General features: G+C 59.9%; 13 protein-coding genes and 1 riboswitch. Of the genes, 9 read left to right on the forward strand and 4 right to left on the reverse strand.

Features of this window, described 5'->3' with window-relative positions; genetic code table 11:
* Nucleotide 1: 1 nt before the first annotated feature.
* Nucleotides 2–415 carry a MarR family winged helix-turn-helix transcriptional regulator gene (locus FE781_RS15765; protein ID WP_138790577.1) on the forward strand — a complete coding sequence of 138 codons (414 nt, stop codon included), beginning with the start codon at nt 2–4 and terminating at the stop codon, nt 413–415.
* 34 nt (nt 416–449) lie between these two features.
* On the opposite strand, the gene FE781_RS15770 is transcribed toward FE781_RS15765, so the two are convergent.
* On the reverse strand, nt 450–1157 hold the full coding sequence (locus FE781_RS15770; RefSeq protein WP_138790578.1) for an RluA family pseudouridine synthase: 708 nt from the start codon (nt 1155–1157) through the stop codon (nt 450–452).
* Between the two features lie 4 nt (nt 1158–1161).
* Nucleotides 1162–2025: a class I SAM-dependent methyltransferase gene (locus FE781_RS15775; protein WP_138790579.1), complete on the reverse strand. Its 864-nt coding sequence runs from the start codon at nt 2023–2025 to the stop codon at nt 1162–1164.
* A gap of 178 nt (nt 2026–2203) precedes the next feature.
* On the opposite strand from FE781_RS15775, the gene glgB reads away from it, so the two are divergent.
* From glgB to glgA, 4 genes are all read left to right on the forward strand, one after another.
* A complete protein-coding gene (gene glgB, locus FE781_RS15780) occupies nt 2204–4282 on the forward strand; it encodes a 1,4-alpha-glucan branching protein GlgB (RefSeq protein WP_138790580.1) in 2079 nt (692 codons plus the stop codon).
* Between the two features lie 30 nt (nt 4283–4312).
* On the forward strand, nt 4313–5443 hold the full coding sequence (locus FE781_RS15785) for a glucose-1-phosphate adenylyltransferase (RefSeq protein ID WP_379252346.1): 1131 nt from the start codon (nt 4313–4315) through the stop codon (nt 5441–5443).
* Between the two features lie 46 nt (nt 5444–5489).
* Complete coding sequence (glgD, locus tag FE781_RS15790) at nt 5490–6599, forward strand: glucose-1-phosphate adenylyltransferase subunit GlgD (protein ID WP_246068209.1); 1110 nt, start codon at nt 5490–5492, stop codon at nt 6597–6599.
* An 80-nt stretch (nt 6600–6679) separates the two neighbouring features.
* Nucleotides 6680–8173 (forward strand): glycogen synthase GlgA, encoded by a 1494-nt coding sequence (gene glgA, locus FE781_RS15795; protein WP_138790582.1) that lies wholly within the window; start codon nt 6680–6682, stop codon nt 8171–8173.
* 170 nt (nt 8174–8343) lie between these two features.
* Here glgA and FE781_RS15800 read toward each other — a convergent pair whose 3' ends face one another.
* Nucleotides 8344–8979: a nitroreductase family protein gene (locus FE781_RS15800; protein WP_138790583.1), complete on the reverse strand. Its 636-nt coding sequence runs from the start codon at nt 8977–8979 to the stop codon at nt 8344–8346.
* A gap of 199 nt (nt 8980–9178) precedes the next feature.
* Nucleotides 9179–9332, forward strand: a riboswitch (cyclic di-AMP (ydaO/yuaA leader).
* A gap of 2 nt (nt 9333–9334) precedes the next feature.
* Here FE781_RS15800 and FE781_RS17900 point away from each other — a divergent pair.
* From FE781_RS17900 to FE781_RS15820, 4 genes are all read left to right on the forward strand, one after another.
* Nucleotides 9335–10159: a stalk domain-containing protein gene (locus tag FE781_RS17900; RefSeq protein WP_138790584.1), complete on the forward strand. Its 825-nt coding sequence runs from the start codon at nt 9335–9337 to the stop codon at nt 10157–10159.
* 133 nt (nt 10160–10292) lie between these two features.
* Nucleotides 10293–11441 carry a metallophosphoesterase gene (locus tag FE781_RS15810; protein WP_246068210.1) on the forward strand — a complete coding sequence of 383 codons (1149 nt, stop codon included), beginning with the start codon at nt 10293–10295 and terminating at the stop codon, nt 11439–11441.
* Nucleotides 11442–12063: 622 nt separating this feature from the next.
* Complete coding sequence (locus FE781_RS15815; RefSeq protein ID WP_246068211.1) at nt 12064–12492, forward strand: DUF1641 domain-containing protein; 429 nt, start codon at nt 12064–12066, stop codon at nt 12490–12492.
* Between the two features lie 35 nt (nt 12493–12527).
* A complete protein-coding gene (locus FE781_RS15820; RefSeq protein WP_138790585.1) occupies nt 12528–13706 on the forward strand; it encodes an NAD(P)/FAD-dependent oxidoreductase in 1179 nt (392 codons plus the stop codon).
* Nucleotides 13707–13794: 88 nt separating this feature from the next.
* Here the strand turns inward: FE781_RS15820 and FE781_RS18220 are convergent, their stop codons facing one another.
* Nucleotides 13795–13947 carry an IS3 family transposase gene (locus FE781_RS18220; RefSeq protein ID WP_425464974.1) on the reverse strand — a complete coding sequence of 51 codons (153 nt, stop codon included), beginning with the start codon at nt 13945–13947 and terminating at the stop codon, nt 13795–13797.
* Nucleotides 13948–13961 lie beyond the last annotated feature (14 nt).

The following is a 13961-nucleotide window of genomic DNA, read 5'->3' on the forward strand; positions in this document are numbered from 1 at the left end:
AATGGTCGCTCACGAATTTTTGCGGCTGTGGACCAAAGTTTCAAAGGACTTGAAGCAGCATATGGAAAATTCGCTGGCGCCGACTTTAACGGAAGGGCAACTGAATGTGCTGGAGCTGCTGATGTCGAGAGAGGGTCCCTGCAAGCCGTCCGATCTGCTGGAGCATCTGGAGACGACGCCCGCGGCCGTAACGACGCTTCTGGACCGGATGGAGAAAAACGGCCTGATCGAGAGATCCCGCGACAACGCCGACCGCCGGATCGTCTGGGTGTCGGTCACGCCGTTCGGGATCGAGGAGTGGAAGCGCGGGACGGCGATCCGGGACCGGTTCCTCGACGAGTATCTGAACCGCCTGTCCGCGCACAACCAACAAGTTTTGATCTATCTGCTGGGAAAAGTCGCCCAAGCCTCCTGACGGCGAGAGAGCCTCGCGCATCCGGTCGGGCGGCCTAGCGCCCCGTTGACAGCGATGTCCCCGGGAACAGGCTCCACGGAGCTTCGTCCGGCGGGGGGCATGCGAAGACGAGCGGCTCCCGCGTCGTCGGGTGCCGGAAGCCGAGCCGCGCCGCCCACAGGGCAAGCTGCTCGCCGGGCCGGTTGACCGCCGCTCCGTACTTCTGGTCGCCGTACAGCGGACATCCTGCGGCTGATAGCTGCACCCGGATCTGATGGGGCCTTCCCGTGTGAAGGGACACCTCCAGCAGCGACAAGCCGCTTCCCGAGGCGACGGTCCGGTATTCGAGCGAGGCCTGCTTGCCGCCGGGATGATTCGGCGGCACGACCGAGACGGTGTTCGTCCGTTCGTTTTTGCTGAGCCAGTGCACAAGCAGGTCCTGCGGCTTCGGCGGCGCGCCGCGCACGACGGCGAGATACGTCTTGTCCAGCGTCCGCGTCCGCACCTGGTCGGACAAGCGGGAAGCGGCCTTGGACGTCTTGGCGAACACCATGACGCCGCCTACCGGCCGGTCCAGCCGGTGGACGAGGCCGAGGTAGACGTTGCCGGGCTTGCCGTACCGCTTCTTGATGTCTTCCTTCAGCAGCGTCAGCAAGTCCGGATCGCGGGAGTCGTCCGCCTGCGACGGCATGTTGCGCGGCTTGACGACGACCAGCAGGTGATTGTCTTCATAGAGAATCGGGATCGGGGAGGAATCGGCCATTCGGTTACGCCTCCCAGCGTCCGAGCATGCCCGCCGGCAGCACGAGACCGCTGCGGGTTACCGGCAGGCCGATCTCGCCGGTCGTGATCCGCCCTTTGTGTTTGCGGCCGATCGTCAGCGTGAGCATGTTCTTGAGCACCGTCGGCGAGAAGCCGGTCGTATACGAGTTGATCAGCAGGAACAGCGGCTTGTCCGACAGCACCTCGCTGACCGTCTCGATGAAGCGGAACAGGTCGTTCTCCAGCTTCCAGGTTTCGCCGTTCGGTCCCCGCCCGTAGGAAGGGGGGTCCATAATGATCGCGTCGTACCGTTTGCCGCGGCGAATCTCGCGCTGCACGAACTTGAACGCGTCGTCCGTGATGAAACGGACCGGCCGGTCTCCGAGTCCGGACAGGTGCAGGTTTTCCTTGGCCCACTGGACGACGCCCTTCGACGCGTCCACGTGGCACACCTCTGCGCCGGCCGCCGCGCATGCGACCGTCGCGCCGCCGGTGTAAGCGAACAGGTTCAACACCTTGACGGGCCGGTTCGCCTTCGAGATCACGTCCATCATCCAGCGCCAGTTGGCCGCCTGCTCAGGGAACAAGCCGGTGTGCTTGAAGCCCGTCGGCTTGATGTGGAACGAGAGCGGACCCCAGGAGATCGTCCAGCGCTCCGGCAACTGTTTGCGGAATTCCCAGTGGCCTCCGCCCGAAGAGCTGCGGTGGTAATGGCCGTCCGCTTCGCGCCAGAGGCGGTATTCGTCCTGCAGGGGCCATATCACTTGCGGATCGGGCCGGCGCAATATATAGGAGCCCCAGCGCTCCAGCTTCTCGCCGCCTCCGGTGTCGATCAGTTCGTAATCTTTCCAGTCGTCAGCTAAAAACATGAGGGTTATTCTTTCCTTTCCGTTTTGGGCGAAATTTCATCGACTTATTGTAACATAACCGGCTCGGGAAGTTTAGCGAGAGTCTTTATGAACAAGATGACAGAATTTTCACACAATATATATATTCCGGCTCCCGGCCATCAGGTATAATGAAAGGGAAGTCGAAAGGAGAGCCGTTATGAGTCGATCCGGACACAAAGCCATAATCGCGGAATCCGTGTCGGCGAACCGCCGGAAAGGGCCGGCCGCGGCCTTCGCCCCCGATTCGGCGGAGGAGATCAGGCCGTCGGAGAGCGATATTTATTTGTTTCACGAAGGCAGCCTGTACGAGAGCTACCGGATGATGGGCGCCCACCCCGCGCGGGTTAACGGCGTCGACGGGGTCCGGTTCGTCGTCTGGGCGCCCAATGCCGCCGGCGTTAACGTCGTGGGCGACTTCAACGGCTGGAACGGGCGGAACCATCCGCTGGCGCGCTTGTCCAAAGGCGGTCTCTGGTGGACGTTCGTGACGGGGCTCGGCGAGGGCGATCTGTACCAATACGAGATCGTCGCCCGCGACGGCAGCCGGCGGATGAAGGCCGATCCGTACGCGTTCCGCTCGGAGCTTCGGCCCGGCACCGCTTCGATCGTGCACGCGTACGACCGTTACGAGTGGAACGACGGCGAGTGGATGGCGTCGCGCGGCGAGCAGCCGTTCCGCCGGCCCGTCAACATCTACGAAGTGCATCCCGGCACCTGGCGCATTCACGGCCGCGAGCGTTTTTATTCCTACGACGAACTGGCCGAGCATCTCGTGGATTACGTGCGGGACATGGGTTATACCCACATCGAGCTGATGCCGATCAGCGAGCATCCGTTCGACCGGTCCTGGGGGTATCAGGTCACCGGCTATTACGCGGCCACGAGCCGTTACGGCCATCCCGACGGGCTGAAGCGGCTGATCGACCGCTGCCACCGGGCCGGCATAGGCGTCATCCTCGATTGGGTGCCGGGACATTTCTGCCGGGACGATCACGGCCTGCGCCGATTCGACGGCGAGCCGCTGTACGAGCCGGAGGACGAACGGCTGGCGGACAAACCGGCATGGGGCACGCTCGGCTTTCACTTCGGCCGCAACGAGGTGCGAAGCTTCCTGATCTCGAACGCAATCTTCTGGCTGTGCGAATACCATTTCGACGGCCTGCGCGTCGATGCGGTCGCGAGCCTGCTGAACCTCAATTTCGACCGGCCTTCGGGCGAATGGATCACCAACCGCCTCGGCGGCCACGAGAACCTCGAAGCTTTATCCTTTCTGCGCAAATTAAACGAAACCGTCTTCCGCTACGCGCCCGGCGCGATCATGGCGGCCGAAGACTCGACCGCCTGGCCGCTCGTGACCGCTCCCGTCCATGCTGGAGGGCTCGGTTTCAACTTCAAGTGGAATATGGGCTGGATGAACGACGTGCTCCGGTACATGCAGCTCGAACCGATCTATCGCAAATACCACCATCACCTCATGACCTTCTCCATGATGTACGCTTATTCCGAGAACTACATTCTGCCGCTGTCGCACGACGAGGTCGTTCACGGCAAACGTTCGCTTTTGGATAAAATGCCGGGAAGCTACCGGGACAAATTCGCCCAGCTTCGGCTGCTGTACGCGTTCCTCATGACGCATCCCGGGAAAAAACTGCTGTTCATGGGCGGAGAGATCGGCCAGTTCAGCGAATGGAAAGATCTCGAGCAGATCGATTGGCATCTGCTGGAATACGACTCGCACCGGGCGATGCAGCTTTATACCCGCAAGCTGAACCGGCTGTACGTGTCGGAGCCCGCGCTCTGGGAACTGGACCACCAGCCCGGCGGCTTCCAATGGATCGACGCCGACAACGCGGATCAGAGCATCCTGGTCTACCTGCGGAGATCCGGGCGTCCGGAGGAGACGCTGCTTGTGCTGCTCAACTTCACGCCTCAGCCGTATAAGCTGTTCCGGATCGGCGTGCCGGGTCCCGGCACGTATAAGGAAATCTGGAACAGCGACGACGCCGACTGCGGCGGAACGGGACAATGGCGCAATCCCCGGGCGAAGCGCGCCGCGCCCAAGCCGTGGCACGGACAGCCGATGTCGATCGAGATTCAGGTCGCTCCGTTCGGTGCGCATCTGTTCCGCTGGAAGCCCTCCCGCGTCGAAGAGCGCCAACCGGCCGGGGAGCCGTCCGGGGAATCGGCGTCTGCCGGCGGCCCGCCGGCCGTCCGCAAGCGGAAATCCCGTTCGTAACCGAGACCATGACAAGGGGGGAGCGCGATGTTGCGCAAAAAGACATGCGTCGCCATGCTGCTGGCCGGAGGAGAAGGACGGCGCCTGGGCGTGCTGACCAGGCAGTTGGCCAAGCCGGCCGTTCATTTCGGAGGGAAATACCGGATCATCGATTTTACGCTCAGCAACTGCACGAACTCGGGCATCGATACGGTCGGGGTCCTGACGCAGTACCAGCCGCTGGTGCTGAATTCGTATATCGGCATCGGCAGTCCGTGGGATCTCGACCGCAAGGGGGGCGGCGTTACCGTTCTGCCGCCGTACGTCAAGCAAGCGGGCGGAGACTGGTACAAGGGAACCGCCAACGCGATCTATCAAAATATCGATTATATCGAGCAATATTCGCCCGATTACGTCCTGATCATCTCCGGCGACCATATCTATAAGATGGATTACAGCCAAATGCTCGATTACCATATCGACCGCGGCGCCGAAGCGACGATCGCCGCCATCGAAGTCGACCCGGGTGAAGCGAGCCGGTTCGGCATCATGAGCACGGACGGCGAAGGCCGCATCGTCGAGTTCGAGGAAAAGCCGAAGCAGCCCAAGAGCAATCTGGCCTCGATGGGCGTCTATATGTTCAACTGGAACCGGTTGAAGGAGCATCTGATACGCGACGAACAAAACCCGCAATCCAACAACGACTTCGGCAAGGACGTCATCCCCCGATTGCTGGCCGAAGGGGTGCCGCTGTACGCTTATCCGTTCCAGGGCTACTGGAAGGATGTCGGCACGGTCGAAAGCCTGTGGGAAGCCCATATGGACCTGCTGTCGGACGAATCGTCGCTGAATCTGAACGACCACCAGTGGCGCATCTATTCCCTGAATCCGAACCAGCCGGCCCAGTTCATCGGTCCGAAGGCCAACGTGCGCAATTCGATGGTGAACGAAGGCTGCCGCGTATTCGGGGAAGTGTACCGCTCGGTTTTATTTTACGGCGTCCGCATCGGCGAACGTTCGGTTATTGAAGATTCGGTCATTATGCCGAACGCGAAAATCGGCGACAATGTCGTCATCCGCCGGGCTATCATCGGCGAAAACACCATGGTCGCCGACGGCATGCGCATCGAACCGGAGGACGGGCAGATCCGGCTGATCGGCAGCCACGAAGTTATCGCGTAAACGTATTCGGGTCGGGATTCCCTTACTTCGGAAAGGATGAGCAGACATGAACGAAATGATGGGCGTCATTAATCTGATCAACGAACGCGATCATATGGAAGAATTGACCTACCGGCGCTGCGTCGCCTCGGTGCCGTTCGGCGGACGTTACCGGCTGATCGACTTCGTCATGTCCGGTATGGTGAACTCGGGCATCGACAACGTCGCGGTCTTCGCGCATACGAAGTACCGTTCCTTGATGGACCATCTCGGCTCGGGCAAGGAATGGGACCTCGACCGCAAGAGAGGCGGACTGTTCCTGCTTCCGCCCGCGCTCGACGAGACGCGCGAGATCATGAAGGGAGACTTGTACCATTTCTACTCCCACCGCGATTATTTTTATCGAAGCAAAGAACCTTATGTCGTCGTGGCGCGCAGCCATATGGTGTGCAACGTGGACCTTCGGGCGGCGCTGGAGTTCCACAAGTCCGCCGACGCCGATATCACGATGCTGTACGGGTTTCAGGAGCTGGACGCCGACGCCCGCTGCCGCCGTCTGCTGCTGGACGAGAACAGCCGCGTGATCGATATGCAGGATCACTCCGGCCGCCTGGAAAGCCCGTGCATCTCGATGGAAATGCTGATTCTTAAGAAAGATTTGCTGCTCGACCTCGTCGAAACGTCGCTTGGACAGGGCTACGATCATTTCGTGCGGGACGCGGTGATGAAAAATATCCGGAACCTGAACATATACGGGTACCGCCACAGCGGCTTTCTCGGCGTCGTCAACACGCTGCAGAGCTACTACCGCAACAGCTTGCGCCTGCTGAATCCCGAGACGTGGCGGGATTTGTTCTTCCGTCCGGGGCTGATCTACACGAAGATCAAGGATGAGCCTCCGGCCAAATACGGCCCGTTCGCCGACGTTCACAATTCGCTGATCGCAAACGGCTGCGTGATCGAAGGCACGGTCGAGAACAGCATTTTGTTCCGCGGCGTGCGCGTCCGCAAGGGAGCGGTCGTACGCAACAGCATCGTCATGCAGAACGGCGACATCCGGGAGAAGGTCAGCGTCGAAAACGCCATTCTGGACAAGGAAGTGCTGATCCGCAGCAACCGGATGCTGCGCGGGGAGGAAGAGGCCCCCTTCATCGCGGTCAAGCGGAAAATCATCTGACTCCGGCGTTCCAAGGACAGACGGTTTCGGCCGCGAGGCCGTGCGCGACATAAAACAATAGAAGATAGGAGGAGAGCGAAATGAAAGTGCTGTTCGCCGCTTCGGAGGCGGCTCCCTTCGCAAAGACCGGGGGGCTCGGGGATGTGGTGGGGGCGCTGCCGAAGGAGCTCCGCAAGCTGGGGGTCGATGCGCGCGTGATTTTGCCCAAGTATGGCCTGATCGCGGAGGAATGGACTTCCCGGATGGAGACGCTGCGGACCTGGGAGGTGTCGGTCGGTTGGCGCAACCAGTATTGCGGCATCCAGACGCTGGAGCATGACGGCGTTCCCGTCTACTTCATCGACAACGAGTATTACTTCAAGCGGGGCGGCTTGTACGGGTACGGAGACGAAGCGGAACGGTTCGCGTTTTTCAGCCGAGCGGTCGTCGAGGCGCTGGCTCATCTCGATTTCGGACCCGACATCGTGCACGCCCACGACTGGCAGACCGCGCTCGTCCCCGTGCTGCTGAACGCCCATTACCGGCCTTACGCGCCGTTCCGCCGGGTCCGGACGGTGTTTACGATCCACAATCTGAAATATCAAGGCGTCTTTTCGCGCGAAGTGCTCCAGGATGTCACCGGTCTGGGCGACGACTACATGACCCCGGACCGGCTCGAATACTACGGGGCGGCCAACTGCATGAAGGGCGGATTGCTGGAAGCGGATATCCTGACGACCGTCAGCCCGACGTACGCGGAAGAAATCCAGCGCCATTTCGGAGAAGGGCTGGACGGCGTGCTTCGCGCCCGCAGCGGCGCGCTGCACGGCATCGTCAACGGCATCGATACGGACAGCTACGATCCGATGACGGACCCGCAGCTCGTCTCGAAATTCCGCAGCTCGCTTACCGCCAAGCGCCGCAACAAAACCGCGCTGCAAGCCGAACTGGGCCTGCCTCTGCGCGAGGATGTCCCGATGATCGCCATCGTCTCCCGCCTGGTCGAGCAGAAGGGACTCGATCTGATCGGTTTCGTGCTGGAAGAGCTGCTGGCGGAGAACATCCAGCTCGTCGTGCTCGGTACGGGCGAAGGGCGGTACGAGGAGATGTTCCGTTCGGCGGCGGCGCGGCATCCGGAGAAGGTGTCGGCGAATATCGTGTTCGACGACGGACTTGCCCGGCGCATCTATGCCGCATCCGATCTGTTCCTGATGCCGTCCTTGTTCGAGCCCTGCGGGATCGGCCAATTGCTGGCGTTCCGCTATCGCTCCGTGCCGATCGTGCGGGAGACGGGCGGGCTCAAGGATACGGTTCAGGCGTATGACCCGACGAAGGGAGAAGGCACCGGCTTTACGTTCCAGTCCTACAACGCGCACGACATGCTGCACGCGGTCAGGCGGGCGTTATCGTGCTACGGCCGTTCCGAGCAATGGAACAAAATTGCGGCGAATATCGCCAAAGTGGACGTCGGTTGGTCCCGTTCGGCCAAGCAATATGTCAAGCTGTACAGGAAGCTGCTGTCGGGCGGCCGGGACGATCCGGACGCGGCGGACGGTTCGGCGGACATACGGGGCGAACTGGCGTCGGCCAAATAAATTCCGTTCAGACGAAGAGACGGGCAGGAATGCGATAAGCGTTCCTGCCCGTCTTATTGTATGCGGCTGGAGCGCCGTCCCGGCGCAATAACAAAGCCCTTCCGGCTTCCCGGCGGGAAGCGAAAGGGCTGAAGCTTCCGGTGTCTCGTTGTTTGTAGCGCGTTGCGGTCTCAGAAGCTGTTCCACACGACCGTCCGCTCCACCGGGAACCGGCTGGAAGGACGGGCAGGGGACGCGGCTTTGCCGACGGTGATCAGCATCACCGGAATATAGCGCGACGGCACGTTAAACGCTTCGACGAATTTCGCGCTGTCGAAGCCGCCGATCGGGCACGTATCCAGACCTTTGGCGCGCGCGGCGAGCATCAACTGCATGGCCGCCAAGGAAGCGTTGCGGATCGCCTCGTCGCGGGGCGCGTTCGGCACGTTCGCATACGTATAGTTGATTTGCCCGATCAGGTTTTGCTTGATCTCTTCGGTAAGCAACCCTTGCTTCACGGCCGGCGCGTAGACGTCTTCGGCGTTTAAGTTCGCTTGCAGATCGCCAAGCACGGCCACCACGACGGACGAGTCGACGATTTGCTTTTGACCGTAGGCGATCGGCAGAAGTTTTTCTTTTGCCGCTTGATCGGTGATGGCCATGAATTTCCAATGCTGCAGATTCCATGCGGAAGGCGCCGTTCCGGCAATTTCGAGAAGTTCCAGAATCTCCTTCTCGCTTAATTTATGGGCGGGATCGTAATGTTTTACGGCGTGGCGTTCCCGGATAACCGTAAAAAAGTCGTTTGTTTGCAGAGAAGTTTCCATTGTGCGCAACACCTTCTTGATTGGTTATTGGATTGAAATAAGTAAGCCTATTACGGTTCATTATACGTTTGCCCCGGATTGAAAGCAAATTTCAGCAAGGTTTGTAACAAGTTTGTCACAATTGGAAGGAAAGAGTGGAAGCGTTTATCCTCCTATGGAAGTTATTGCGTGTTGATCCCTTTTTTGATAACATGCTAGACTTTGACCCGTGCCGAATCCGGTTAAGACCTGTATGCAACCGGTACGGGGGACGATTTATTTGGGGTGAAGCTGCCGGCGCCGTTCGGGCCCGCAGCCGGGAACACTCTCTTCCCGAACCCGTCAACTAACCTCGGAGGCTTTAGGGAGGTTTGGCATGTTGTTGACAGGCAGATTCAGCAAAACCGTCTATGCGGCCGCGGTGTCGGCTGCGCTCCTTACCGGCGCTTCGCTTCCGGCGAAGAGTGCCTACGCTTCTTCCGACGTTCGGGTTCAAATCAACGACCGGTTGATTTCGTTTCCCGAAGCTCAGCCGTTTCTGGACGAAGATCAACGGCTGTATGTGCCCATCCGGTTCGTGGCGGAGCAGCTCGGACTGGATATCGACTGGGAGAAAACAGGCAAGCAGCAATACGAAGTCAAGCTGGCCGGTCCCGATACGGTGATCGAATGGGCGACCGGCAACAATCGCCCTCTCGTCAACGGGAAGCCGAAAAGCGCGGGCGCCAAAGCCAAGTTTTTGAACGGCCGCGTGTTTATGCCGTTCCGGTTCGTGGCGGAAGCGACAGGCAACCGCGTCGACTGGGATGCGAAAAGCCGGACGGCGATCGTGTCGACCGACGGCGGAACCTACAAGGCTGCGGCCGTTCCCGGCCCGGTGCTCGGACCCGAGATGACGTTCCGCGCGACCGCCTATTCCGCGAGCCCGGAGGAGAACGGAGGCTGGGGCGCCGTGGATTATTTCGGCAACCCGCTCGAACTCGGCACGATTGCGGTGGACCCTTCGGTTATCCCGCTCGGCACGAAAGTGTATGTCACGGGCTACAAACACGACGGCCTGCCGGCCGGCGGATTTTACGCCGAGGCCCGGGATATCGGCGGGGCGATCAAAGGCGACCGCATCGATATTTTTATCCCCGGTCCGCGATCGGAAGCTTTCAAATTCGGCGTTCAAGACGTCACGCTTCGCATCGTGAAGTAACGATTGCGGGGCACGTCCGGAACCGCTTGCCGCGTCATTCGTTTGACGCCGGGAAGCGGTTCTTTTATGTTTAGGAAGAGAAGCAAATTTCATACTCGCGGCAATATGGGAGACGGAAGGAAGGATCGGAGCGGTGAGGCGCAATATCGTATGGGCTGTCGGTATCCTCTTGGCCGTGTTGGCCGTCATTCATGTGTACATTGGCTGGAATATCGTCCTGTTCCTCGAAGCTTGGGGGGCGGACGGCTTCGGCTGGCTGGCGGGCACAGCGCTTGCCGTGCTGGCGGTCGCTTATTTGCTGGGCAGATTGGGGCAGGCGGTCATGCCGGGCGCGCTGACCGACGCCGTCAAATCTATCGGTTCCTTGTGGCTGGCAGGTATCCAATATCTACTGCTGCTTCTCCCCGTCGCGGATCTGGTCGGCTGGATCGCCGCGCTTGCCGGCGCCGACGCCGACCGGTCCGTCCGGTGGATCGGCGGGGCCGTATTGCTCGTCCTGCTCGTTCTGTTCGCGTTCGGCACCCGCAATGCCTGGTCGCCCGTCGTCCGGCGGTACGAGCTGGACATCGACAAGCGGGCCGGCGACCGCAGCCGCCTGCGCGTCATGGTCGCTTCCGATCTGCATCTCGGAACGATTGTCGGGAACCGGCATATCCGCCGTTTGCTCGAACAAGCGGAACGCATCCGGCCCGATCTGATTTTGCTTGCGGGAGACGTGCTGGACGACGATCTGGGGCCGTTTCTCCGGAAGGACATGAAGTCGGTCCTCGGCCGTCTGCGTGCGCCGCTGGGGGTCTATGCCGTGCTGGGGAATCATGAATATTACGGCGGACATATCGACCGGTACGTCGAGGTCATGAGAGAAATCGGTATTCCCGTGCTTCGCGACGAGGTCGTGGAGCTGGAAGGCGGCCGGATCGTCATCGCCGGACGCAAGGATAAAACGGCCGAGACGGCCGACCCGGAAGGTCGGCTGCCGCTGGAGGAGCTGTTGCGGGACGTCGATCCGCAGACGCCGATTCTGCTGATGGACCATCAGCCGTACGGCCTGGATCGCGCGGAGGCGTGCGGCGTGGATGTGATGGTGTCCGGCCATACGCATCGCGGCCAGCTCGCCCCCAACCATCTGATTACCCGCAGGCTGTTCGAGCTCGATTGGGGCTACAAGCGCAAGGGCCGCCTGCATGCGGTCGTCTCTTCGGGGTTCGGGACATGGGGGCCGCCGCTGCGGATCGGCAGCCGCTCGGAAGTGATCCAGCTCGACATCCGGTTTCAAGGCTGATTGACAAGTCCGGCCGCATGAACGTCCGGGCATGTCGGCCGCATGAACGTCCGCCGCACGTCGGCCGTCCGGCTGACCGGCCGCGATGTTCTCAGGCACCAGCTCCAGCCGGATCGGCGTTCGCGAAGGGCCCGCCGCCCGCCGTCCGAAATGCAAATATACAAGAAACAACCTGTACTTGCGGCGAAAGATCACCGGGAAGTGCAAAAATGCACTCCGAGAGAGCGCCCCGGCCGCTTCTCGCACCAATCCCGCGATTGGAAGTGTATTTTTGCACTTCGATCCATAAAAACAGCCGCTTTTGAAGAAATGGAGTGTAAATTTGCACTCCTGTGAGCCGCCGATTCCGGAACGGAACGCAACGCCTCGCGTCGCATGCAGCCTTGCCGTCAACCGCGGCCGCCAAGCGGCGCGATTCCTGTCGAATTTTCGATGTTTTTGCTGCCCGGAGGCATAAAAAAGATTGCAGCTTTAGATAATTAGGAGTAAAATATAAATAAGCAGTTTGGATCCGCGCCGCTTCATTATTTCGGTAATTGATGTGAAAAGTTTCACAATCAAAACTCCGGTTCGATGATCAGGTACGGTACAACAACAAGTCAACAAAAGGAGGCCTTTTGCCGTGTCCGAAACATTGACGCAAGAACCGGCAGCCGTTCCGGCAGTTGCCCGCGATTTGGACATTCTCGACCAGTTGATGAAACCCGAAGTGCAGAAAGCTCTTACCGAGCTGGTGGACAATCTTCCCAAGCTCGCCGAGATGGTCTCGCAGCTGATCAAAGCCTACGACATCGCTCAATCGCTCGCGACGGACCGCGTTCTGATCGAGGATCTGAAAGGCGGATTCGAGGAATTCGTCAAGCCGATCGGCGAGAAAGCCAAAGGACTCGCGGCCGCAGCCGTCGAAGCCAGCGATCGTGCCCAAAACGATACGTCCACGATCGGTCTGTTCGGCATCCTGAAAATGTTGAAAGATCCGCAAGTCCAAAAAACGCTGCGGTTCGCGCAAGCTTTCCTGGACGTACTGTCGGATCGACAAAAACAGCGCTAATTCGGTAACGGCCGATAGCGAGACGGAGGATCAGCATGGCTAAGCATATTGTGATACTGGGCGCCGGCTACGGCGGGCTGTTGACCGCGCAAACCGCGCGCAAATATTTGTCGGCGGAAGAAGCGAAAATCACCATCGTCAATCGTACCCCTTACCATCAGATCGTCACCGAGCTTCATCGTCTGGCCGTCGGCGGCTTGAACGAAGGCAACGTCGCGCTGCCGCTCGAGAAGCTGCTGCGCAACCGCAACGTCGAGCTTCGCATCGACACGGTGACGAATATCGGACTGGAGCAAAAGCAAGTCAGCCTGGCGAGCGGGGCAACGCTGAACTACGATCAGCTCGTTATCGCGCTCGGCAGCGAAACGGCGTTCTTCGGCATCCCGGGACTGGAAGAAAACAGCTTCACGCTGAAATCGGTTGAAGACGCGAAGAAGATCCATGCGCATGTCGAAGCGAAAATCGAAGCGTACGCCCAAACCAAAAACAAAGCGGACGCCACGTTCGTTATCGGCGGCGGCGGCTTGTCCGGCATCGAGCTGATCGGCGAGCTGGTCGACACGCTTCCGAAGGTGTGCTTGCAAAAAGGCGTCGACTTCAACGACATTTCGTTGTACTGCGTCGAGGCGGCGCCGTCGATCCTGGCCGGCTTCTCGCCGGATCTCGTCGAGCGCGCGAAAACCAGCCTCGAAAAACGCGGCGTCAAAATTTTGACGGGCGTAGCGGTCACGGAAGTCCAAGGCAGCAACGTCATCCTGAAGGACGGCACCACGATCGAAGCCAACACGCTCGTATGGACGGGCGGCGTCACGGGCAACTCCGTCGTCGCCAACTCGGGCATCGAAGCCGTTCGCGGCCGCGCGACAGTCAACGAATTCCTGCAATCCACTTCGCATCCCGATGTGTATCTGGCGGGCGACAGCGCCGTCGTCATGGGGCCGGAAGGACGTCCGTATCCGCCTAGCGCCCAGCTCGCATGGCAGATGGGCGAGACTGTCGGCTACAACCTGTTCGCGACGATCAAAGGCCTCCCGCAAAAAAGCTTCAAGCCGGTATTCTCCGGCACGTTGGCAAGCTTGGGACGCAAGGACGCGATCGGCACGATCGGCGCCCACCAGACGAAGCTGAAAGGTCTGCCGGCTTCGCTGATGAAAGAGGCGAGCAACGTTCGTTATCTGTCCCACATCGACGGATTGTTCTCGCTTGTGTATTGATCCGTACGGTTTCAAGCGGCTGCCCTTCGGTCCGACGAGGATTGAACTGACCCCCGTCAAGTAGACAGTACAAAAAAATAAAAATCGGTTAAGCGGCCTTGGTCCTGAATTCCATGGGACTGAGGCCATTTAGTTTTGCCTGTAATCGCTCGTTATTGTAAAAACGGATGTAGTCATCTATGTCTTTTTTGAGTTCCTCAAAGGTACTGTATGTATGCAAATAATACCTCTCACATTTCAGGGTTCCCCAGAAGG

Origin of the sequence: Paenibacillus thermoaerophilus, from assembly GCF_005938195.1 — a bacterium.
Lineage (GTDB): Bacteria > Bacillota > Bacilli > Paenibacillales > Reconciliibacillaceae > Paenibacillus_W > Paenibacillus_W thermoaerophilus.